At 35.8% G+C, this 24,750-nt stretch carries 19 protein-coding genes; 11 read left to right on the top strand and 8 right to left on the bottom strand.

All coding sequences use genetic code 11. The features are described from left to right. Positions 1-47 precede the first annotated feature (47 nt). The 6 genes from BK137_RS11345 to BK137_RS11320 form a co-directional block, all read right to left on the bottom strand. Complete coding sequence (locus tag BK137_RS11345) at positions 48-1,784, bottom strand: FTR1 family protein (RefSeq protein ID WP_038186250.1); 1,737 nt, start codon at positions 1,782-1,784, stop codon at positions 48-50. Continuing rightward, entirely contained in the window at positions 1,759-3,036 is a 1,278-nt protein-coding gene (efeB, locus tag BK137_RS11340) for an iron uptake transporter deferrochelatase/peroxidase subunit (protein WP_038186248.1), read from the bottom strand. Before efeB ends, BK137_RS11345 begins: the two co-directional genes overlap by 26 nt. 7 nt (positions 3,037-3,043) lie before the next feature. Beyond that, the gene (gene efeO, locus BK137_RS11335) at positions 3,044-3,907 is read right to left on the bottom strand and encodes an iron uptake system protein EfeO (RefSeq protein WP_038186245.1); all 864 of its coding nucleotides are present in this window, start codon (positions 3,905-3,907) and stop codon (positions 3,044-3,046) included. Between the two features lie 234 nt (positions 3,908-4,141). Continuing rightward, positions 4,142-5,302 (bottom strand): class I SAM-dependent methyltransferase, encoded by a 1,161-nt coding sequence (locus tag BK137_RS11330; RefSeq protein WP_038186242.1) that lies wholly within the window; start codon positions 5,300-5,302, stop codon positions 4,142-4,144. Positions 5,303-5,386: 84 nt separating this feature from the next. Then, on the bottom strand, positions 5,387-6,772 hold the full coding sequence (gene nhaC, locus BK137_RS11325) for a Na+/H+ antiporter NhaC (protein ID WP_038186238.1): 1,386 nt from the start codon (positions 6,770-6,772) through the stop codon (positions 5,387-5,389). 450 nt (positions 6,773-7,222) lie between these two features. Continuing rightward, the gene (locus tag BK137_RS11320; RefSeq protein WP_038186235.1) at positions 7,223-8,692 is read right to left on the bottom strand and encodes a methyl-accepting chemotaxis protein; all 1,470 of its coding nucleotides are present in this window, start codon (positions 8,690-8,692) and stop codon (positions 7,223-7,225) included. Positions 8,693-8,931: 239 nt separating this feature from the next. Between BK137_RS11320 and BK137_RS11315 the strand changes: the two genes are divergently transcribed. From BK137_RS11315 to hflX, 4 genes are all read left to right on the top strand, one after another. Then, on the top strand, positions 8,932-10,563 hold the full coding sequence (locus BK137_RS11315) for an AMP-binding protein (protein WP_038186221.1): 1,632 nt from the start codon (positions 8,932-8,934) through the stop codon (positions 10,561-10,563). 179 nt (positions 10,564-10,742) lie between these two features. Continuing rightward, on the top strand, positions 10,743-12,230 hold the full coding sequence (putP, locus tag BK137_RS11310; protein WP_038186219.1) for a sodium/proline symporter PutP: 1,488 nt from the start codon (positions 10,743-10,745) through the stop codon (positions 12,228-12,230). Between the two features lie 78 nt (positions 12,231-12,308). Beyond that, positions 12,309-13,001, top strand: a complete 693-nt coding sequence (locus tag BK137_RS11305) for a VOC family protein (RefSeq protein ID WP_038186216.1) — start codon at positions 12,309-12,311, stop codon at positions 12,999-13,001. Between the two features lie 246 nt (positions 13,002-13,247). Next, the gene (gene hflX / locus BK137_RS11300) at positions 13,248-14,516 is read left to right on the top strand and encodes a GTPase HflX (protein ID WP_038186213.1); all 1,269 of its coding nucleotides are present in this window, start codon (positions 13,248-13,250) and stop codon (positions 14,514-14,516) included. Between the two features lie 41 nt (positions 14,517-14,557). On the opposite strand, the gene BK137_RS11295 is transcribed toward hflX, so the two are convergent. Further along, positions 14,558-16,276 carry an ABC transporter ATP-binding protein gene (locus BK137_RS11295; RefSeq protein WP_038186211.1) on the bottom strand — a complete coding sequence of 573 codons (1,719 nt, stop codon included), beginning with the start codon at positions 16,274-16,276 and terminating at the stop codon, positions 14,558-14,560. Between the two features lie 228 nt (positions 16,277-16,504). Here BK137_RS11295 and BK137_RS11290 point away from each other — a divergent pair, with 228 nt between their 5' ends. The 7 genes from BK137_RS11290 to BK137_RS11260 all read left to right on the top strand — a co-directional run bounded on the left by BK137_RS11290 (position 16,505) and on the right by BK137_RS11260 (position 23,103). Further along, complete coding sequence (locus BK137_RS11290; RefSeq protein ID WP_038186208.1) at positions 16,505-17,992, top strand: peptide MFS transporter; 1,488 nt, start codon at positions 16,505-16,507, stop codon at positions 17,990-17,992. Between the two features lie 373 nt (positions 17,993-18,365). Then, positions 18,366-19,316, top strand: coding sequence for an ABC transporter permease (locus BK137_RS11285; RefSeq protein ID WP_038186205.1), 951 nt, complete (start codon positions 18,366-18,368; stop codon positions 19,314-19,316). Continuing rightward, complete coding sequence (locus BK137_RS11280; RefSeq protein WP_038186201.1) at positions 19,309-20,259, top strand: iron chelate uptake ABC transporter family permease subunit; 951 nt, start codon at positions 19,309-19,311, stop codon at positions 20,257-20,259. Before BK137_RS11285 ends, BK137_RS11280 begins: the two co-directional genes overlap by 8 nt. After that, entirely contained in the window at positions 20,256-21,017 is a 762-nt protein-coding gene (locus BK137_RS11275) for an iron ABC transporter ATP-binding protein (RefSeq protein ID WP_038186197.1), read from the top strand. Before BK137_RS11280 ends, BK137_RS11275 begins: the two co-directional genes overlap by 4 nt. A gap of 19 nt (positions 21,018-21,036) precedes the next feature. Then, a complete protein-coding gene (locus BK137_RS11270; RefSeq protein WP_038186195.1) occupies positions 21,037-22,014 on the top strand; it encodes a siderophore ABC transporter substrate-binding protein in 978 nt (325 codons plus the stop codon). Position 22,015: 1 nt separating this feature from the next. Then, positions 22,016-22,324 carry an antibiotic biosynthesis monooxygenase family protein gene (locus BK137_RS11265; protein WP_038186192.1) on the top strand — a complete coding sequence of 103 codons (309 nt, stop codon included), beginning with the start codon at positions 22,016-22,018 and terminating at the stop codon, positions 22,322-22,324. A gap of 149 nt (positions 22,325-22,473) precedes the next feature. After that, positions 22,474-23,103 carry a phosphatase PAP2 family protein gene (locus BK137_RS11260; protein ID WP_038186189.1) on the top strand — a complete coding sequence of 210 codons (630 nt, stop codon included), beginning with the start codon at positions 22,474-22,476 and terminating at the stop codon, positions 23,101-23,103. 223 nt (positions 23,104-23,326) lie between these two features. Here BK137_RS11260 and BK137_RS11255 read toward each other — a convergent pair whose 3' ends face one another. Continuing rightward, positions 23,327-24,520: an MFS transporter gene (locus BK137_RS11255; protein WP_038186179.1), complete on the bottom strand. Its 1,194-nt coding sequence runs from the start codon at positions 24,518-24,520 to the stop codon at positions 23,327-23,329. Between the last annotated feature and the right edge of the window lie 230 nt (positions 24,521-24,750).

Raw genomic sequence — 24,750 nt, 5'->3', positions numbered from 1 at the left:
ATAAAAAAAGAGCGACTAGCCAATCAGCTAGTCGCTCTTTTCTTATCTTAATTAACTGCTTTTTCGTTGTGACGTTTGTAGAAGAATGTAACTATCACTAAGAAAATTAAAATAGATTGTCCAATGATAGTTTCGATTGTTGGATAAAAACCAATATTTGCCCAGACAGGAAGTTCGCTAATGATGGACGTTGGTAAGACATCTGTTAACTGCAATGTATGGATACTAACACCGATAATTTTAAATGCTAATAAATAGATTAAAATGGTTGCGACAGCAAAGAAGTAGTGGATTGGGATTTTGCCACTTGCTCTCAGTAATACGATGGCTACAACAATTAAAATAAGAAGTGCAATGCCAATCCCTAAAGTGAAGTCGAAAGTCGACATTTTAGGTGCAATCCCTGCATAGAAAACAAGCGTTTCAGCGCCTTCACGGAAAACAGATAAAAAGCTGATAAATGCCATTGCCCAAACACTTTGTTTAGACATCGCATGATTCATTTGTTTAGCAATGTAATTATTCCATGATTTGATGTTGGATTTGCTGTGCATCCACACACCTACACCAATCATCATTGCTGCAGCTGCAAGTCCAATATAGCCTTCTAACATTTCACGGCTTGTATTAATAGTTGTCGAGTTGAATAATGTAGACATTAAAATAGCTGCCACAGCACTTAACCCAATACCAATTCCAGCTCCAATATAAATCCATCTTTCCATATGTGTTTGTCCAGATTTTTTTAAGAAAGCTATCAGTGCAATGATGATTAATAAAGCCTCTAAACCTTCACGTAAAAGAATTAATGCTGAATCCCAGAAGCTATAGTTCTGATCTCCTTGGATAAGCTGGATTTGTTGTTTAAAGTTGTTTAACTGAGATTTAATGTCCTTTTCATCTATAGCATCTTTCATTAAATTACTGGCTATGATAGGCATATCACTTTCAATTTTCGTATATAGGCTGGCGTTTTTCGTGCGAATATCACCCTCAACGTTTGGCCATGTAGTGATGAATTTTTTAATAGTTGCTGATGCTTTAGAGTATTCTTCCTCATCAATTTGATCTTTTGCCTCATCAATTAAATCTAATAATGTTTGCAGGGAGTAGGTACCAGATTGAGTAGCTGTTTTTTTTCCTGCTGCAAAGTTATCAATTGCTTTTTTTAATGAATCGAATTGATCTGTTAATGAATCGATATTAGGGTTGTCATCTGCAAGTGTCATTCGCATAAAGGAAATCTGTGTTTCAATTTGACCATATGCAGCAATATCATGCTCGCGTACTGGACGTTCATTTTTATTCCAAAAAGCATTGAACTGATTGTACTGAGATTCAATCTTTTCTAAGTCCCCCGTTTGAATGGCGTTGTCCAGCAAATTCAGGGCGGGAGTAATCGTTTTTAAAAACCCAGTACGTTCGGCTTGTTCGTCTACAGGATTTTCAGCTTTTTCTAAAGCTGTTAATGCTTTGGATAGCTTTGTAAGTGCAGTAAGACGGTCCTCTTTAGATGAGGCATTTAGAGCTTCATCTAAAGAAGATTCGATTGCCTTTTTTTCACTAGATGTATTTACATCAGTCTTTTTCCAATCAGACTGGAATGTCTTAATCGCATCAATCGCTTCTTTGTCTTGATCCTGCTTAGAGCTCATAATGGCATCACTAATAGAAATATATAAATGACTATAAGATACAGCAGCACTTACAGGATGTATTGATGTTAAAATGATTAGCCCAAGAATAATCGCAATTTGACTACAGTGTTTTAAAAAGTGCTTCACCGATATAACTCCCTTTTTGTATACCAGGGAAGCAAGCGAATAAGGCACTGCCTCGATGGGTAATATATTCGTTCATTTTATCTAATCGACCTAGACTGTTTTGAATTTTAATGAATTGATCAGGATTTTTTTGGAATGAAACAAAAAGCAATCCTGCGTCATATGAGCCTGTAGCATCCATAACACCTGATGAGTATGAATACGAGCGACGTAGTATGCGTGCATCGACAGATTTCGCTAGGAAGACATGGGATGTTTCAGGGACTACATAATTTCCGTTATCATCTTTTCGATCAATATCCATCGCTTCAAATTCATCTTTTTTGCCAATAGGTGCACCACTATCACGATGACGTCCGAATGTATTTTCTTGTTCTTTTAAAGAAGTACGGTCCCAAGTTTCTAAATGTAATTGGATTCGGCGAGCAACTAAATAAGAACCCCCAGTCATCCAACCTTTGGATTCTCCAGATTGTACCCAAACAACGTCATTCATATCTTTTTTGTTAGAAGTAGTGGGATTCTCTGTGCCATCTTTAAAAGCAAATAGATTACGAGGAGTCTGTTTTTTCCCTTTTGAAACAGGGAATGCATTGAAGCCAGCTTGTGACCATTTCAAAGATACTTTGCCAGAAGCAGCACGTACGAGATTGCGAACTGCATGGAACGCCACTTGTGGGTCGTCAGCACATGCCTGAATGCAAATATCCCCACCAGTGTAAGCAGCATCTAGTTGATCCTTTGGGAAGTGGGGCAAGTCTTTTAATTCGTTTGGTTTTTTAGAAGCAAGTCCGAATTCCTTTTTCTCAAAAAGAGATGGTCCAACTCCGAAAGTGATACTTAAATTTGCTGCATCAAGACCTTTTACCTCTCCGGTATCTTTTGGAGGCATCATTCCATTAGTCGTTGGATCGCCAATCATATCGCCATTCATTAAACGAACTGCAAGAGGTGTCCACATTTTGAACAACTCTTGCAATTCTTGTTTAGAAGTAACTAAAACATTTAAAGAAGCGAAATAGATATTAGTTTGCACATCTGTTGCAATTCCAGATTGATGTTGGCCATAGAAATTTACTTTGTTTGTAGTGGTTGAATCGTCATCAAAAAAATCCATTCCAAATGTTTTGATGACGCCACCGAAACCTGTAGCACCAATGGCTACGCCAGCAGCACCAAGACCGGTCATTTTCAGCATTTGACGACGCGAAATTTTTTTATCATAGATTTTTTCTTCTTTTGTTTCAGTCATTGTAATCTCACTCCATTATGATTGCCATTTGGCTTAATGGTTCTCCAAGGTTGTTTACTGCTTCAGCTAATGCCTTTGTATCGTCTTTAGTAAGTTCAGTGTATGAAACATAGCCATCTTTTGTTTCATGTTTAGCTAATAAATCGTTAACTGTTTTAAATTTCTTTGTTAGGTTTTTAGCTAATTCAGGGTCTTTAGCTTCGATTTTGCTTTCTAAAATAGTGAAGATTTTTTCGGCACCTTCAACATTAGCTTTGAAGTCATATAAGTCAGTATGAGAAAAAATTTCTTCTTCTCCTGAAATTTTAGATGTAGAAACTTCGTTTAATAAATCGATTGCTCCGGTCATCATTAAATCAGGAGTTACTTCAACTGTTTCAACACGAGCGCGTAGTTCTTTTGCATCTTTAAGTAGTTGATCAGCAGTTTTTTCGTAGCCTTTTGTTGTGTTTTCTTCCCATAATCCGTACTCAATTTTATGATAACCGCTCCAGTCTTCTTTTCCTTGACCTTCTTCTTCAAGGTCAGCTAAACGAGCATCAATACGTGGGTCAAGGTCACCGAAGCTTTCCGCGATTGGTTCAGAACGTTCGAAGAACATACGCGCGTTTGGATAAATGTCTTTTGCTTTATCAATATCACCAGCTTTTACAGCGGTAACAAATTTTTCTGTTTCAGTTGTGAATTGATCCATTTGATCAAGTGCGAATTCTTTATATGCATCTATTTCGGCCTGTAAGTCAATTACTTTTGTATCTTTTGTTGCTTCAGTTGATGAATTCTTAACAGAAGATTCTTTATCTGAGTTATTACATCCTGTTACGATAACGCTTCCTGCTAATAAAATGGCTAATAATGATTTTGACTTCATTGATATCCTACTCTCTGCGATTCGATTTTATATCTACAATAATGATAATCATTATCAGTGAAAAGTCAATGCTTTTCTAGACAAAAAATTCAAGTTAATGGAATTAGTTTCCTTTTCGCGTAAAAGTGTATCATTAAAATGGAAGGAATAGATATGATTTCTCTCACAGTGCTTCTTAAAATATTTTAATTGTAAAAAAATCCCCTATACCAAATATTGGCACAGGAGAAATTATTAGTTGAGATATTCCTTTAATTCTTTTTCTAAGAATGGCTTTGCAGATAAAAATTTTGTAAAGGCTTCATAGCGTTCCTTTTGAATAACTGTTGTTTTTTTACCTGTGAAGTATGCACGAATTAAAATATTCTTCGGTGTATTCTCCATATCGATAAACTCTAGCAGCTGTGTTTCGTAACCAACAAGTGTTAAAATTTCTGCTCGAATAGAGTCTGTAGCTAGTGCAGCAAAACGTTCTTTAACTAAACCATGTTGAAGCATAATATCAAGTGGTGAAGATTGAACTTGAGTATTTAATTCATGTTGGCAGCAAGGAACACTCAAAATTACTTTCGCTCCCCATTTTACTGCGCGTGCTAAAGCCATATCTGTTGCAACATCACATGCATGTAGAGTAACGACCATATCGACAGTTGTTTCATCATTATAGTCGTTAATATCTCCAACTAAAAACTCAAGTTGATCATATTCTAAATCCTTGGCGATCTGTGCACAATGCTCAATGACTTCCTTCTTTAAATCTAAACCTGTTACACGTATATCCAACCCTTGCTCGATTTTTAAATAGTGATAAAGTGCGAACGTTAAATAGGATTTACCTGAACCGAAATCGAGTATACGAATGGTACGGTCCTTTGGTAAATAATCGAGTGAATCATGGATAAATTCGATAAAGCGATTAATCTGTTTGAATTTATCATATTTTTGCTTTTTCACTTTACCATCAGCAGATTGCACCCCTAAGCGGATGAGGAATGGATAAACTGTTTCAGGATCTAGTAGGTAATTCTTTTTGCGATTATGTGAAAGGTCGACCGTTTTATTTGCTGTTTGTTCATCTTTCCAAAATACTTTGTTTTTCTTAGATAGTTGAATCTGTATGTTTTCACTAGTGAATTCACCATGAAACTGACGGAATTTCTCAAAGAGATCATTAACTGTCTTTTCAATAGAAGATAATGGTATATTTTCGTGCTTTAAAATACGTTCATATTGATATTCAAGCTGAATATGATAAATGCCTTTTAGTTCGATTGGTTTTAATTTAATACGTTTAATTTCATTTGACTTTGCGCGTGGCTGGCTAATTGTAGCAGCTATTAATTCTTTATTTAACAACCGTTGCAATAACGCTTGTGTCATTTCTTGATAATCCATTATTACTCGCCTTCTTTATTGTTTAATAGTTGGCATTAGTGTACCATAATTCGCCGTCATCAAAGAATAAAAGAAGTTGAGTAATTATTTTTCATCAATGTATGAAAGTGTTTTGCCTGTCCAACCAAATAAGATTGTTAAAATTGGTGATAACAAACAGAACAGGGCAAATGGCAAGTACGCCCAAGTTGAAACACCTAATACATTAGTGATAAAAATACCGCATACACTCCAAGGAACGAGTGGGTTTACAACTGTACCTGCATCCTCCATTACACGTGCAAGGTTTTTACTTTTTAAGCCAACCTTTTTGAACTGTGCTTGGAAAGCTTCACCTGTTAGTAAAATAGATAAGTATTGCTCACCGATTAATGTATTAATACCGATGGCTGTAACGGCTGCACCTGTAATAACAGAGCCAGTACTTTTAAAGAAGCTTTCTACTTTAGATAATAGTGCTTGCACGATACCAAGAGTGAACAACAAGCCTCCCATACTTAGTGCTAAAAGGACAAGTCCGATTGTGAACATCATGCTATTAATTCCGCCACGGGAAAGTAGGGAGTCAATGTCTTCAATACCTGTAGTAGATTTGAAGCCGTTAAATAAAATGTCCATTATTTCACTAAATCCAAATTGTGTATGGAAATAAGAAACGATAATAGCTGAAATAGAACTAACTGCTAATGTTATAATTGCCGGGGTTTTTTTAAATGTGAACACGATTAGAACAACTAATGGAATGAGCGTGTACCAATGCACCATACCTGTTTGTAACAGCCCGTTTTGGAATGAATCAATTTTGTCTGCGTGTTGTAATTCTTTATTCGGTGAAATTACACCGTAAACAATTAATGATATGAAAAATGCAGGAATCGTTGTCCATCCCATATTTTTAATATGTTCAAATAAGTCTACACCAACAATGGCAGATGAAAGGTTAGTCGTATCAGATAGAGGTGACATCTTATCACCAAAAAAAGCACCTGAAACAATAGCGCCAGCAGTGATCGCTAAAGAAATATCCATTGCGCTGGCCATGCCGATAAACGCAACTCCAACTGTAGCAGTAGTAGTAAGTGAGCTACCAATAGCAACACCTACAATACAAGTAACAAGAAATACAACAGCAAAAAAGAAATGTGGCGTAATAGTTTGGAAACCTAAGTAAATCATTGTAGGGATGGTACCACCCATCATCCAACTACTAATCAAAATGCCGATAAAGAAGAAGATGAAAATGGCACTTAAACCTGCTCTAGAACCTTCAACTAGACCTTCTTCTAGTTGTTTATAAGAAACCTTTTTGATTAAGCCATATGCGATTAACAATAAGATACTCATAATAATTGGCATATGAGGTACTGCATCAAATTTAGCAATACTAATCCCCATTGTGGCAATAATGACGCCTACAAGAAGTAAGGCTTCAAAAAAAGATGGTGTAATTTTAGCTTGAATACGAAACATAGAAATCCTCCTATATATTAAAATGGCATAAAAAAATCCTTCTATCCCTATAAAAAGGGACGAAGGAGAACTCCGCGGTACCACCCTAATTGTTGAATAATTGTATCCAACCACTTCATTTAAAACGAGTATCTAATGGTGTAATTCATCTATAGAACAGACCTAAGTTTGCACCGATTACTTAGTCTCTAATTGCTGTCTGTAAAATACCTACTATGTCCATCACTCGGAATATATACTTTGTCGCTTCAACGCATTGAAGTTAATAAAGATTCTACCACGTTTAAGTTTATAGTCAATAGATTTGACCTAAATATATTATTTGAAACTGCATTTTTATATCTTAATTAGAAAAAAGTCTATTGTTATCGTATTCCTAGGTATTCGGCAATCGAGCATAAATAAAAAAACTATCGGCAATTTGATGCCGATAGTTGAGAAAATAATAGACTATGCTTTTATTGAATTCGCCACTTCATATGTTTGGTTAACGTAACTAGCAATTTGAGCTTGTTCCTCTGTTAAGTTTACTAGGGTCGCATTTAGCTCTTCGAGAGCCGCCGTACTTTCTTCAATAATAGCTGCAAACTCAGTAGTACTTTGCTGAATGGTTTCGGAGTTGCCTTCTATTTGCGTCATATTAGTCAATAGTTGAGTCATTTGTTGTTGCAATGTCTCCATAGTTTTGTGTAACTCATTGAAGGCGGTTGTAGAGTGTTCAGCCTCTGATACTTGTTTATATATCTTGTTCATTCCATCTTCTAATTTCATGAGGGTCACTTCGTTATATTCATTAACGTTACGTAAGTTTGAATCAATTTTCACGAGCGTTTCATCTGTTACACTAGCAAGTTTACGAATTTCATCAGCTACGACAGCAAAACCTTTACCATGTTCACCAGCGCGAGCAGCTTCAATAGAGGCGTTTAATGCCAGTAAATTCGTTTGCTCCGTAATCTGACGAATCGCTACTGTAAAGGAGTTTGTTTCAGATATTTTTTCTGTTAAATCTTTGAAGGCCATACTTAAATCGATAAAGAATTTTGTGAAGTCATCAATATCATTTTTCATTATTTGCATACGAGTAGCACCATTCGTTGCTTGGGTACCCGCCTGGCTAGATTGTTGCACAGCCTCTTTCAGTGAAGTAGAAATGCCACGGATTGTCTGTGTTGTAGCTTCTGAGTTTAGTACGATGTCTGAAATTCGATCAGCTTGTTGCTCCGAACCAGCGCTAATCTCGTTAACAGCGATAAGCATCTCTCGTTGTGCAGCTGTCGTACTGTCAGTATTTTGTGTAATGCTTTGAAGATTTGTTGTAATCGTTTGAACTGATGAAGATAGTTTGTCCATCAACATAGTTTCTTGATGAGATTTCTCTTCTAATTCTACATATAGTTTAGCGTTATTATTTGCGTTGTGTGTATTTTGATGGATTTGTAAAAAGATTGCGATACCAGATAAGAAATGAACAAGTACTAAGTTTTTAAATTGACTAGACATCATATCCACTTGTTCAAAATATATTTGGTTTAAGACCATTGAAATAGCACTTAAAAGGTAACCAAAGATCAACAGCTTTTTACTTGAATGAATACTAGATACTATTAATAAGAAAAAGGATAATGCAATAGAACCCAATGTACTGACACCTTCACCAAGTATTGAGCCCATGATAGTGAAGAAGACCATTAATAGAATGAAGTATGGAAAGAAACGTTCGAAAATCGCTAATTTACGTTCAATAAGAAAAGAAATTAATACGAGTGCAAAAATACTACCAATTACAAGTTTGACCATTGGGTGCGAGTCGAAAAGTAATTGTGCTAGAAAACCTATGCCCGAAGCGATGATTGTTACTAGGAAAATAAAAAAGTTCTTTCTCTTCCAATCTTCTTTAGATAATAATTGCATGTTCATAGTAAAGGACCTCCTTAAATAAATAATTTCTAATAGTTATGGATAGGTATAAGGTATCTATGTTGTAAATATTTTATAAATCTTATTAACTAATAATAATGTAGAGAACAAAAGATTACTATACTTTATTGGAAAAAATGATAATAACTAATAAACTCTACCATTTTAATGAGTTAATTAATCAGAATTTTGTGATAAAATAATAAAAGATAATACTTCGAACAAAGGGGGGCTGTTTTATGTTATTACATAAGACTGTTGGAGAAGTTTTACGCAATACAATGGAAGCGTTTCCGAATAATGAGGCATACGTGTATCCTGAAAATAATGTGAGAAAAACTTATGCAGAATTTAATCACGAAACAGATGAATTAGCGAAAGCTTTTATCGGTATGGGGATTGCAAAAGGGGAGCATATTGCCATTTGGTCGGATAATAAGAGAGAGTGGCTACTTAGTCAGTTTGCATCAGGGAAAATGGGAGCTGTTCTTGTAACAGTAAACACGAATTATCAAGAAAATGAACTTGAATATTTGCTACAGCAATCGGACTCGACGACATTAATACTAGGAGAGGAATTTAAAGGTACCTCTTATATTAATATCATCCGAAAAATATGCCCAGAATTAACAAACTCTAAAAAAGGTTATATTCAATCAGAGAAATTACCACAATTCAAGCGAGTGATAGTTATGAGTGAAAATGATTATCCTGGTATTTATAAATGGAGTGAACTTGTAGAATTCGCGGAGCAAGTGACAGATGAAGAATTAGAAGAACGTTTTCAATCTCTGGATCCAGATGATGTTATTAATATTCAATACACATCAGGTACCACAGGTTTCCCAAAGGGGGTCATGTTAACACATAATAATGTCGTAAATAATGCTCAGCTAGTTGGAGAGTATATTCACTTAACGGAGCATGATCGTTTGTGCATCCCAGTGCCATTTTTCCACTGCTTTGGTTGTGTGATGAGTACATTAGCTTCTGTATTACGTGGTGCTACAATGGTCGTGTTGGAACAATTTGAACCGGGCTTAGTGTTACAAACCGTGCAAGATGAAAAGTGTACAGCACTACAAGGGGTACCTACAATGTTCATCTCTGAACTAAATCATCCCGACTTTGGTAAGTTTGAATTATCCTCACTGCGTACAGGGATTATGGCGGGGTCAATTTGTCCAATTGAGGTAATGAAAAAGGTCATTAACGATATGGGTGCTCGTGAAATTACGATTTGCTATGGTCAAACAGAATCTTCACCAGTTATTACACAAACAAGCACGGATGATTCGATTGAAAAGCGTGTATCTACAGTGGGGAAACCACATCCGAATGTAGAGGTAAAGATTATTGATCCAGTGACTGGGGATGAAGCACAGATTGGTACACCGGGTGAATTATGTGCGCGTGGTTATTTAATTATGAAGGGCTACTATAATAATCCGGAAGCTACACATGCAGCAATCGATCACGAAGGTTGGCTTCATACAGGTGATATCGCAGTTATGGATGAGGATGGTTACATCGACATTACAGGGAGGATTAAAGACATGGTGATTCGAGGCGGTGAAAATATTTATCCACGTGAGGTGGAGGAGTTCTTATATGAGCATCCACAAATTCAAGATGTTCAAGTTGTCGGAGTACCAGATGAAAAATATGGAGAAGAGCTAATGGCTTGGGTCATATTAAAAGAAGGGGCGTCTGTCACGGAAGAGGAGCTCAGAGCATATTGTAAAGGGAAGATATCCTATCATAAAATTCCGAAGTATATTCAGTTTACAGATGAATATCCAATGACAGCATCAGGGAAAATTCAGAAGTTTAGATTAAGAGAATTATCACAATCACACCTAGTGAAGTGAGTTGTTATGAGCATAGATAATATGTTGAAGTTTTGAATAACTTTATCTTTCTTTTAGTGATCTTACAGATGAGAATTGTTTACACGTTATGAATAAATATACTACTCTACTTACTTATGCTAGGATAATCATGATAAAATGGCTATATCATATAGGTGAAGGGAAGAGTGAGATTTATCATGTCTGATAATACGTATCAACTCATTGCAATCGTTATTTATATGATTGCTATGTTAGTAATTGGCTGGTATGCATTTAGGCGTACGGCTAATCTGACAGATTACATGCTCGGCGGGCGCTCATTAGGACCTGCAGTTACAGCATTAAGTGCGGGAGCAGCAGATATGTCGGGTTGGTTATTAATGGGGCTACCAGGTGCAATTTACGCAAGTGGATTAATAGAAGCCTGGATTGCAGTTGGTTTAACGGTAGGAGCATATTTGAACTGGGTGTTTGTTGCACCACGTTTACGTATGTACACACAAGTATCAAATAATTCAATTACAATTCCAAGCTATTTAGATAATCGCTTAAGAGATAAAACGAAGTTACTTCGCATTGCTTCAGGTTTAATTATTCTTGTGTTCTTTACTTTCTACGTTTCTTCGGGAATGGTTGCAGGTGGAGTATTTTTCGAGAGTTCGTTTGGTTATGATTATCACATGGGTCTATTAATTTCATCTGGTGTGGTAATTGCATATACACTATTTGGAGGATTTTTAGCTGTTAGTTATACAGACTTTATTCAAGGATTAGTCATGTTTTTAGCACTTATAATTGTTCCGATTTTTGGTTTATTTTTAACAGGTGGATTTGGAGAAACTGTAGATTCAATAAAAGAAGTTGATCCAAAACTATTAAGTTTATTTGCTGGTACAACGGTTACAGGAATTATTTCTACTGTGGCATGGGGGCTAGGTTATTTTGGTCAACCGCATATTATCGTTCGTTTTATGGCTATTAAGAGTGTGAAGGAAACAAAACAAGCTCGTAGAATCGGAATAAGCTGGATGTTCCTAAGTTTATTTGGTGCTGTTGCAACCGCGCTTGTTGGTATTGCCTATTATCAACAAAATGCTGGGGTATTAAAGAATCCTGAAACAGTATTTATTGCTTTAGGGCAAATTTTATTCCATCCGTTCATTGCGGGTATTATGCTTGCGGCTATTTTAGCCGCAATTATGAGCACGATTTCATCTCAATTAATCGTAACGTCATCTGCATTAGTGGAAGACATTTATAAGGCTGTATTTAAATCAAATGCTTCAGATAAACAATATGTATTTTTAGGGCGTATGTCCGTACTTTTAGTATCTATTTTGGCTATGGCGTTAGCTTGGAAACAGGATAATAAAATTTTGGATTTAGTATCTTTTGCTTGGGCAGGTTTTGGTTCAGCATTTGGACCTATTATTTTATTGACATTATACTGGAGGAAAATCACAAACTGGGGTGCATTAGCAGGTATGGTAACTGGGGCAGTGACAGCTTACGTTTGGGGCTCAAATGATAAGCTTCATGCGGCTATGTACGAAATTGTACCAGGATTTATCATCTGTCTACTTGTAGCGGTTGTTGTTAGTTTATTAACGTATAAACCTAATAAAGAAATTGAAGAAGAGTTTGATAGAACAATAGAGTTATTGAAAGAAGAACAAGAAGGCTAATCATTCTTGTGTCCGTAGTTGGCTATGCTTGCATACATACAGCTACGGACTTTTCTATATACATAAGGGGTGATAGGGATGTTTGAATTAGATCATGTCGTATATTTCACAACAAAAAATCCACAGCAGGTTGTCGAACAGGAACAAATTGAAGGTTTACATCCTGTTAAAGGTGGGCAGCATTTGGATTGGGGAACGTATAATGCACTATTTTATACAAAGAATAGTTATATCGAATGGTTGGCTATTGAAGATGAAAATATAGCGAAACAATCAACTCAGCCTTTAGTGAAACAACTTTTATATGATATTGCCGATGGTGAAGGTTTTGCATCATTATGCTTACGTTCAAACGATATAGAAAAGAAGAATCGCTATTTTCAAAAAATGGGCTATCGTACATCAGGTATTATTCCTGCTGAGAGAAGAACGTCCAATGGCGGATTACGCAAATGGAAGATGCTTTTCATCGATCATAAAATAGACCATACTTTACCATACCCATTTTTTATACAGTGGGAGCAGACGGATGAGGAACGTTATTCGTCATTAAGAGAAGATGGAACAGTCAAACCAGAAAATGAGGAATTGACGATTAAACGCTGTACCTTCCACGTGAAAAATGTAGAAGAGAAGCTTATTCAGTGGTCAAGATTATTATCATTACCTACAAAGGGGAATACATTGAAGCTGGGGAATACAGTATTTGTTTTTGAGGAAAAGCATAATAGTAAAGAACGATTGCATACAATCGAAATTGCAAAAGGTTGAGAGTTAAGAATCGAATATGTTAGGATAAATTTACCTTTTTAAATAAAGGTTTTCTAAATGGTATTTGAGTGAAACTGTTTAAATGTTTAGCGGAGTGATTATGAATCATCTGTTATTAGAGAATTTCATATTAAATAGTAAAATAAGAGTAGCAATATCAGCTCTACTTTACTGTTTTTTATTTTCAGTAGGAAGTTAATAATATATTCATACTCTTTGTTTTGCGTAGTAAGAGGAGGAAATTAGTTGGATGAATTAATTGAAAAAGCCGTAATAGTAGGTGTTAATTTACGAGGGGATGTTCATTTTGAATATTCACTAGAGGAGCTTAAAAATTTAGCTGAAGCGCTAAATGTAGAAGTAGTTGGCACCGTTACGCAAAATTTAGAACGTGTAAATCCATCTCATTATGTTGGAACTGGTAAAATAGAAGAAATTAAAAATTTCTACGATGAATCAGAAGCAAATTTAGTCATTTTTGATGATGAGTTATCACCATCTCAAATACGAAATCTTGAGGCTGATTTAGAATGTAAAGTAATCGATCGTACAATGTTGATCTTAGATATATTTGCTAGACGTGCAAAATCGAAAGAAGCACAAATGCAAGTAGAGTTAGCACAGTTACAATATATGCTACCACGCTTAGTAGGTTTGCATGCGTCCCTTAGCCGACAAGGTGGAGGAACAGGCGGTGGTTTCAAAAACCGTGGTGCAGGTGAAACGAAACTCGAGTTGGATCGTCGTAAAATCGAAGATCAAATTGCAAAATTACGCCGTGATTTAGAAGTGGTCAAAGAACAAAGAGAAACTCAACGTAAGCAACGACGTAAAAATGAAATCCCAGTCGTATCCATTGTAGGATATACGAATGCTGGGAAATCGACAATTATGAATCAATTGTTACGTAAAACTGAGCATGACGAACATAAGCAAGTATTCGAAAAGGATATGCTTTTTGCTACTCTTGAAACATCGGTTCGACAAATTGAATTGCCTGATCATAAAAGCTTCTTATTAACTGATACTGTCGGTTTTGTTAGTAAATTACCTCACCATTTAGTAAAGGCGTTTCGTTCTACTTTGGAAGAAGCACGAGATGCGGATTTACTTTTACATGTTGTGGACTCTTCAAACGAAGAATATCAGTATATGATGGAAGTAACGAATGATACATTACATTCTGTAGGGGTTGAAGATGTTCCAACAGTATACGTGTACAATAAGGCTGATCTTGCTAATGTGGAGTATCCTCGTGTAAGTGGAGATACGGTTTGGATGGCTGCAAAAGATGGTGTGGGATTGGATGAACTTTTACAGGTTGTTCGTCGCCACATTTTCTCTGATTATGTAACATGTCGCATATGTATACCATATGATCGAGGGGATATTGTCTCGTATTTGAATGAGTATAGTAATATTCAAGAAACAGCATATGAAGAAGAAGGTACTGTATTGAAAGTTGAAATGAAAGAAGCAGACGCAAATCGCTTTGCTGAATTTATCTTGAAATAAGAAAGAGTAGAGAGTCGTTGTGAAACTGACTCTCTACTCTTTTAGTTTTGATTAAATTGAATGTTGTGTAACTTTGTGAAAAGTCCGTTTGCTGCGACAAGTTCATCGTACTTACCATCTTCAGCAATCCCGTCTTCAGTGACGACGACTACTCGATCGGCATCTCGTATTGTTGCAAGACGGTGAGCGATGACGAGAGTCGTACGATTTTTTGCAAGTTCATTTAAAGCACGTTGAATAATTTTCTCTGTTTCTGTATCTAGTGCAGATGTTGCTTCATCTAAAATGAGAATTGGAGGATTTTTTAGGAACATACGTGCAATTGCTAATCGTTGTTTTTGACCACCAGATAGCTTTAATCCTCTTTCACCAATTTGTGTATCATAACCATCTTGAAGACCTTCGATAAATTCCTCTAAATGAGCCTTTTTTGCAGCTTCTTGAATTTCTTCAAATGAAGCCTCAAGTTTACCATAAGCAATATTATCGCGGACCGTTCCGGTAAATAAGAAGACGTCCTGTTGTACGATACCGATCTGTGAGCGTAAAGAGTGTAACGTCATATCACGTACATCAATGCCATCAATTGAAATCGAACCTTCAGTAACATCATAAAATCTTGGTATTAATGAACAAATCGTTGTTTTACCAGCACCTGAAGGACCAACGAATGCAATTGTCTGTCCTTCTTGAATCGATAAATTTATATTGGACAAAATCTCTTTATAAGACTCGTATCTGAAATGTACATTTTTAAATTGAATATTTCCTGACAATGCATGATCATCAATTGCATTCTTCCGATTTTGGATGTCAGGTTCTTGATCAATAAGCTCACGAAACCTCTTGAAACCGGCCATTCCTTTTGGATACAACTCTAAGAGAGCGCTAATTTTATCGACTGGTTTAATCAGTACATTTGAATAGAGCACGAAACTAACGAGTTCACCGTAAGTTAGCGATCCGTTAAAGCTCAACCATGCTCCAACAACCAATATGATTAGTGTAACAAGGCGGGTCATCATATAAATGCTGGAATGTGTACCAGCCATAATTTTATATGCGGCAAGCTTAGCAAGACGAAAACGACCGTTATTTACTTTGAAGCGATCCATTTCAAATTGTTCGTTTGTAAATGCTTGTACAACACGTACACCTGACACGCTATCTTCTACGCGAGCATTGACGTCTGCAATACTTCCATACATCGATTTCCAAGCTACATTCATTTTGACATTGCAATATGTTACTAACCAAACTAAAAAGGGTACCATTATTATAGCGATAATGGCTAGTTGTGGATTAATACTGAACATAATAGCAAAAGCACCGAAGAACGTCATAATGGCAATAAAAAGATCTTCTGGGCCGTGATGAGCGAGCTCACCAATATCAAATAAATCATTCGTCACCCGACTCATAATATGGCCTGTTTTCGTGTTATCAAAAAAGCGGAATGATTGTTTTTGAACATGATTAAATAGTTCTTGTCGCATATCTGTTTCAATATTAATGCCAAGTTTATGACCTAAATAGCTGACGATATATTGCAACAAGGTGCTAAAAAGATAAATGATTAAAAGTAGTACACTCACTGTTACAATTGTGCCCCATTCGCCACTTGGTAAAAGTTTATCAATAAACCATTGTACGGCAATTGGGAAGGCAAGTTCTAAAATTGCAACGATGACAGCACTTGTAAAATCGATAATAAATAATCGCTTATGCGGTTTGTAATAGGAAAAAAACTGTTTTAGCATGTATTTGCTCCTCTGTAAATTCAATTATTTGTATTATAACGAAAAAGTTAGATAAATGTAATAACCTATCCAACTTGCAATTGTTTAACAATTCAAAAAAATGTTAAAATAATCAATATTTTGCAAACTTCTATTCTTTGACATGCGTACAACTGTCTATTTATAATAGACTTACTGTTTTTTCTGAAAATAGATAGCCTATTTACTTATTGGAAAGAGGGAAATTAAATGATAACGAAAGAAGATATCGTTAAGTCGGTACCCCAAAAAGGTTTTGTTGGTCATCCTAAAGGATTATTAACCTTATTCTTTACTGAATTCTGGGAACGTTTTTCATACTATGGCATGCGAGCCATTTTACTTTACTTTATGTACTATAGTTTAAATGATGGTGGTCTAGGTTTAGATCGAACGACAGCCAACTCAATTTTCGCTATATACGGCTCACTTGTATATATGTCAGGGATTATTGGTGGTTGGATTGCTGACCGTGTATTAGGTACCAGAAGAACCGTGTTTTACGGTGGTGTCTTAATAATGCTAGGTCATATTTGTTTGGCATTCCCAGGTGGATTGACAATGCTACTAATTTCAATGGTATTCATTGTAATGGGTACAGGTTTATTAAAACCAAACGTTTCAAGCATTGTTGGTGACATCTATGCTGAAACCGATAACCGTAGAGATGCTGGATTCAGTATTTTTTATATGGGTATTAACTTAGGTTCATTCATTGCTCCATTAATAGTCGGAACAATTGGACAAAAGTACAGCTTCCATTTAGGTTTTGGTGTTGCTGCAATAGGAATGTTTGTTGGGTTAGTAATGTATGTAATTACAGCTAAGAAATATCTAGGTTTAGCAGGTAAACAAATTAATAATCCATTAACAAAAGATGAATTCTCAAAATTAGCAATAAAAACAATTATTGGCGTTGCAATTATTGCAGTACTTGCAGTGATTGCGTATATAAACGATCAATTAACGATTAACAATGTTATATTATTCATCTCTATTTTGGGAATTTTAATTCCTACTGCATTCTTTGTGGTGATGTATAGAAGTCCAAAAACTAACGCTGAAGAAAAATCTCGTGTATTGGCTTATATACCAATGTTCATTGCTGCTGTAATGTTTTGGGCGATCCAAGAGCAAGGGTCAAATATTCTAGGAACGTATGCTGACTCACGTACTGATTTAAACCTTGGTCCAATTAAATTGGAATCTTCTTGGTTCCAGTCATTAAATCCTTTGTTTATTATTACAATGGCACCTTTATTCGCTTGGATTTGGATGAAACTGGGGACGCGCCAACCCTCTACACCAGTTAAATTTTCATTAGCATTATTTTTCTCTGGATTCTCATTCATAGTCATGGTAATTCCCGCGTTTCTTTCTGGAGGTACAGCTTTAGTAAGTCCTTGGTGGCTAGTACTGAGCTTCTTCCTAGTAGTAATAGGAGAATTATTAATATCGCCAGTAGGGCTATCTGTTACAACGAAATTAGCACCTAAGGCATTTAGTGCACAAACCATGAGTTTATGGTTCCTAACGAGCGCAGCAGCCCAAGCGGTGAATGCACAGTTAGTAAAAATATTCGATAAGATTAGTGAAGTTGCATACTTCGGTACAATAGGTACAGTTTCTGTACTTCTTGGTATCGTGATGTTAATAATTTCACCAATGATTTCGAAAGCGATGCAAGGTATTCGTTAATAAACAATTTTAAAAGCGCTGAGATCATCCAAATCTCAGTGCTTTTTTATTTATAAGAAAAATAAGAAACTAATGCATAAAATCCTAGGGTATTATGTATTTACAACGAAATTAGTCCGAATAGATAAGAAGAAATAGAGTCTAATAGAATGAGATGTTTTGTAAGCGTTTTACTTTGAAATCGCTCTATACCGGTGTTTTAGGGTAATAAGCAACATTCTGAATTCACAAAACTGTCATTGTAGTGTGATAATCATTTTCATTTAGGGTTGACGGAAAAAGTCGTCATGTTATAATGGAAATTGTGAGTCAATGATAATCATTTTCAATAAGAAGATCATTTACTCATAAAATGAATACATCGGGGATTACAATGAAGAAACGATACCTTTTTATAGCACTTATCTTGTTATCATTAATATCGCTTTTTGTGGGAGTGAGCCGAATCTCTCCGACAGATTTGCTAGATTTTGAATCTGAAGAAACTCAAATTTTCTTAATTAGTCGTTTACCTAGACTAGTAGCCATCATTTTAGCTGGTATGGGAATGAGTATAGCAGGTTTGATCATGCAAAGTTTAAGTAGAAATAAATTTGTTTCGCCAACAACTGCAGGTACATTAGATGCCACTAAGCTAGGCATACTAGTATCGATGTTACTGTTTGCGAATGCATCTTTGATTGAAAAAATGGCGGTTTCATTTGTATTTGCGCTAGCCGGCACGCTTTTATTTATGCAAATTTTAAATCGTATTAAATTCAAGGATGCCATTTTTATTCCACTTGTTGGTTTAATGTTCGGTAATATTTTATCGTCTATCACGACGTTTTTCGCTTATAAAGCGGATGTCATTCAAAATATATCTTCGTGGTTACAAGGTGATTTCTCTATGATTATGAAGGGTCGTTATGAACTTCTATACATAAGTGTACCTATTTTAATCATCGCTTATTTATATGCGAACCGATTTACGGTTGCAGGTATGGGTGAAGATTTCTCGAAAAATCTTGGCCTTGCTTATAAAAGAATCGTTAACTTTGGTTTAATCCTCGTGGCACTCGTTACAACAACCGTTGTGCTAACGGTTGGGATGATACCTTTCCTTGGTTTAATCATTCCGAACATTGTATCGATCTTCAAGGGAGATCATTTACAAAAAACACTTCCGCATACCGCATTATTAGGTGCAATTTTCTTATTAGCCTGCGATATTCTAGGCAGGATATTGATTTATCCATATGAGATTTCAATTAGCTTAATGGTTGGGGTAATTGGTAGTGGCGTCTTCCTATACTTGTTATTTAGGGGGAAGGCGTATGCGTAACAGTACAAAAATGATCCTATTAGCAGCATTTGCTGCAGTATTCTGTGGATTATATTTATTTCAAGGTTTAAATGGAAGTTATGACTATGCATTGCCTCGCCGAGGTATTAAAGTGCTAGCAATGGCCATAACGGGTATTGCAATTGCGTATTCAACAGTTGTTTTCCAAACAATTACGCATAACCGTATTTTAACGCCAAGTATTATGGGACTAGATTCACTTTATCTGCTATTGCAAACAGTGATTATCTTCTTCTTAGGTTCCGGGCATATAGTAGTTCTTAATACAAAAGTAAACTTCGTTATTTCATTAGTCGTCATGATTGGATTCGCACTTCTACTATACAAATTTCTTTTCCGTACAGGAAAACAACCAATTTATTTCCTACTTCTTGTAGGTATTATTCTTGGGACTTTGTTAGGTAGCATCACGACATTCATGCAAGTATTAATTGATCCGAACGAATTTATGCGCGTGCAGGATAAAATGTTTGCCAGCTTCAATAACGTAAGTGGAGACTTAGTTTGGTTTGCATTAATTATCGTACTAGTGACGATGATATACGGGTGGCGAATGGTTCGCGACTTGGATGTATTATCCCTAGGGAGAGACAATGCCATCAACTTAGGTGTTCCTTATGATAAAGTCGTCAAACGCATGCTCGTTATTTCAGCGATTTTAATTGCGTCATCTACGGCGCTAGTTGGACCGATAACTTTCTTCGGTTTAATCGTTGCAAACCTGTCTTATCAATTCTTTAAAACGTACAAGCATACAGTGTTAATCACTGGTGCCGGTCTAATGAGTTTAGTGGCGCTAATTGGTGGGCAATGGATCGTTGAGCGTGTGTTCACATTCTCAACAACATTAAGTGTTATCGTCAACTTTGTCGGTGGTATCTACTTCATCTATCTATTATTAAGGGAGAGTCGATCTGCATGATCCAAGTGAAAGAAATATCTAAACTTTTCGGCAAGAAAGTTGTAGTTGATAAGGTAAGTGTCGATATTCAACGGGGCAAAATCACGTCATTTATCGGACCAAATGGTGCAGGTAAATCTACACTTCTGTCGATGGTAAGTCGTTTACTTGATGCAGACACTGGAGATGTATTACTAGACAGCTCAGATGTAAAGAAATTAAAATCAAATGATTTTGCTAAACGGGTATCAATTTTAAAACAATCAAACTATATGAATGTGCGTTTGACGATTCGTGAGCTTGTATCTTTTGGTCGTTTCCCATATTCTCGAGGTCGCTTAAACGAGGAAGATGTAAAAATGATCGACCAAGCGATAGAGTATATGAATTTAGAAGAAATCCAATATGATTTTTTGGACGAATTATCTGGTGGCCAACGCCAACGTGCTTTTATCGCAATGGTTATCGCACAAGATACCGAATATATATTACTTGATGAACCACTTAACAACTTAGATATGAAGCACTCCGTGCAGATTATGAAAATCCTAAGAAAACTTGTGGATGATTTAGGGAAAACAGTAGTTATTGTTTTGCATGATATTAACTTTGCTTCTGTTTACTCAGATCGAATTGTTGCTTTAAAAGATGGCCGTATTGTAAAAGACGGTCCAACCAATGACATTATCAACTCAGAGTCATTAAAAGAAATTTACGATATGGATATACCTATTCAAGAAATGAATAGTTGCCGTATTTGTGTCTATTTTAATTCATAACAAAAGGAGACTTTACCCAATGAAAAACTGGAAATTACTTACGATAGTTTTTGCAATGCTTTTAGTATTAGCAGCTTGTGGCTCTAAAGACGATAAAAAAGAAGAAACTTCAGGTTCAAAAGCAGAAGAAATTACGATTACAAATGACTTCGGTATTTCAAAAGATGACGGAACTTCTGATAACGTTAAAGATGAAGTGAAAGTTAAGAAAAACGCTGAAAAAGTTGTTGTATTTGATATGGGATTCTTAGATACTCTTGACACTTTAGGTGTTAAAGTTGCTGCATTACCACAAGACTCAGTTCCAAAGTATCTTGAAAAATATAAAAGCGCTGATTATAAAAACGTTGGTTCTTTAAAAGAGCCTGATTTTGAAGCGATTGCAGCATTAAAACCAGATGTTATCTTCATCTCTGGTCGTCAAGCTAGTCTTTATGAACAACTAAAAGAAATCGCTCCAACTGTATATGTAGGATTAGACACTACAAAATACATGGAATCATTCAAAGCTAACACAGAATTAGCTGGTAAAATCTTCGATAAAGAAGATCAAGTAAAAGAAGAACTAACAAAAGTTGATGATAAAATTGCTACAATTAACGAAAAAGCATCTGCTTTAGATAAAAAAGCATTAATCATTCTAGGTTCAGAAGGTAAAATCAGTGCTTACGGTCCAGCATCTCGTTTTGGTGTAATTCATGATGTATTTGGTTTTAAAGCAGCTGATGAAGGTATTGAAGCTTCAACTCACGGACAAAACGTATCGTTTGAATACATTCTTGAAAAAAATCCGGATATTATCTTTGTAGTTGACCGCGATGCAGTAGTAACTGAAGGTGCATCTGCTAAAGACTCAATCGAAAATGCTTTAGTGAAGAAAACAAATGCTTATAAAGACGGCAAAATGTTCTACTTAAACCCAGAAGTTTGGTACCTATCAGGTGGCGGATTACAATCAGTATCATTAATGGTTGATGAAGTAGAAAAGGCACTATAATATGTTTTATCAAGCGAAACGAATAATTGTACAGGAAGGCTTTTCTGGACAAGTTGTGGAACGTTTTAGTGGCGATACACCATTAGCGAAGCAACCTGGTTTCATTGATATGAAAGTACTTGTGAAGAAAGTTAGACGTGGAGACGAGGAAGTAATGATTCTTGTTCAATGGCAAAGTGAAGAGGATTGGAAAAATTGGGAGAAGAGTCCGGAGCACATTGCTGGTCATAAAGCGAAGATCGGCAAGCCTAAACCAGAGTATATAATCGAATCAAGCCAAAACGTCTATGAAGTAAAAGCAACAAAATAAAGTAGGCTCCCCTAGCTTATTATTACTGAAAATGCTCTAGCTTGATGCTAGAGCATTTTTTTATTGTTTTCGTTCATTTTGCTATTACATCGAGTAGAAAAGAGCTATAGTAGAATTAATGTTAATCGCAAGCGTGAGGAGGTATTAGTATGAAAAAGTTGTTTTATCCACTTGCGATAGTTACCACAATCGTTTATATCGTTCTCTTTTTAAATATAAAAAGTAATTGGGTATTCAATTTAGATCAGTGGGCATCAGGTTTGTTGAAGGGTAATAATTTTTTAGGTCTTTTCCATTATTTTGGTGAACCAGCTTTCGTTGTGGTCATTGCCATTATATTATTATTAGTGTTATGGATAAGGGATCACAATTACCGAGGAATGTTTTTTGCCCTTGTAACAATAGCAGCTGGTAATGTGCTTAATCAGTTATTGAAAGTGTGGGTGCAGAGACCACGTCCTGACATACCTGAGCAGCTAAAAAGTTTTAGTTTTCCATCAGGACATTCCATGACTGGGATTTTATATTTATTTACATTAGCCTATATAGCAAATGAATATCAATATTCTAAAAAGATAAAGATATTCACTTGGGTAGGAGCCGTTATGATGACGGTACTTATTGGTTTGTCCCGTATTGCTGAAAGCCGTCACTTCGCTTCAGACGTGTTAGCGGGCTGGTCGATGGGTTACACATGGTTTATCCTTGCTGTAATATGGTATGAACGAAGAAAACGAGTATTTAAAGAGTTAGCACAGGAAAAAATAGAAGAACAATAAAATACTTAGTATTACGTTATTTGAAATTAATCGAAGTAAAACAACCAGTCGTCGAGTAGGTATCGACAACTGGTTGTTTTATTTCGAAATCGGTTAAAAAATAGATGAAAGACCCTTTTTAAGGTTGGATCTATTAATCTAATAGGATAGTATCCACACATACTAACAATAGAATAATCATTCAAATGAAGTTAGTTTTGTTAGTTACCTAACCACATATCCCCTATAGAGCTTGCTCATGCAGAGTTTTACGCAAGTAAAAAGCTAATATGAAAGAGGCAAGTAGAAAACTTATAATCATACCAATTACCCCATGCCAGCCATATACTGTCCAGAATATTCCCCCTACCGTTCCGCCAACACTTGAACCTACATAGTAAAAGAATAAGTACAGTGAGGATGCCTGTGCTTTATCATGTGTAGCACGTCGACCAACCCAACTACTAGCGATAGAATGTCCACCAAAGAATCCGAATGTGAAAATAGCGATACCAGCTATCTTTAAAAGTAAGTGGTTTTCTAATGTGATAATACCACCAATAAACATAATGACTATTGCAATGACTAACATTTTATATTTTCCGAAACGATCAGAAAGGCTGCCAAACCATGTAGAGCTAAATGTACCTACAAGGTAGATGATGAATATCCAACCGACAATTGTTTGGCTTAAAGAAAATGGAGGTGCTACCAATTGAAAGCCGATATAATTATAAAGCGTGACAAAGCTCCCCATTAACAAAAAGCCTAGTCCGAATAAACTTAGTAAAGCAGGATCTTTCAAATGAAGGATCATTGAATGTAACAGTCCTTTTACATTAAGTTTCTTCGCTTCAAAGTGTTTAGAAGAAGGAAGCAAAAAGTAGAAGGCGAAACTCACAATAAAACTAATCACCCCAATTGCAATCATCCCAATCCGCCAACTGAATAAATCGGTCATCGTCCCAACGATGATTCGCCCACCCAATCCACCAATTGTATTACCACTAATATATAATCCCATTGCAATACCTAAACTTTTAGGTTCGACTTCTTCTCCTAAATAAGCCATAGCAATGGCGGGCAACCCAGCAAATACAATGCCTTGTACAATTCTTAATGTAAGTAAAATTGAATAATTAGGTGCTAAAGCAATAAATAAAGTTAAAATAGCACCTGCAAACATAGAGAATGCCATAATTTTCTTTCTGCCCCAAGCCTCTGATAATGAGCCAATGATTAGCATGCTGAACGCTAATGTTAAAGTCGTTACAGATAATGACAAACTCGCTACTGTAGGCGAAATGTGGAACACTTCTGTGAAAGTTGGGAGTAATGGTTGTGTCATGTATAAATTTGCAAATGTACTAAAGGCTCCTGCGAATAAAGCTAAATTCGCGTTTCGGAAGTTAACGGTACCGCGTTTTATATAGTCCATAAGAGGTCACTCCAAAATAGTGATATGATAAAAAATTTGTATCATGTAATAACTATTATAAGGATTTACAAATCACAATAACAAAGGATTGGATTCATTGATTGAACTCAAAAGTGTGATTCATTAAATTGTGCACGTATAAAAATGTTACCGTTATCTGAAATTTTCTTTGGCTCATTTTATTTTTATTACTTAAAGAAAGTTGCGTTGAGGAAACTTTTTGCATACAA

This window comes from Viridibacillus arenosi, from assembly GCF_001955655.1.
Lineage (GTDB): Bacteria > Bacillota > Bacilli > Bacillales_A > Planococcaceae > Viridibacillus > Viridibacillus arenosi.
Note: the sequence above shows the minus strand (reverse complement) of the source record. Positions and strands in the feature narration are given on the sequence as shown.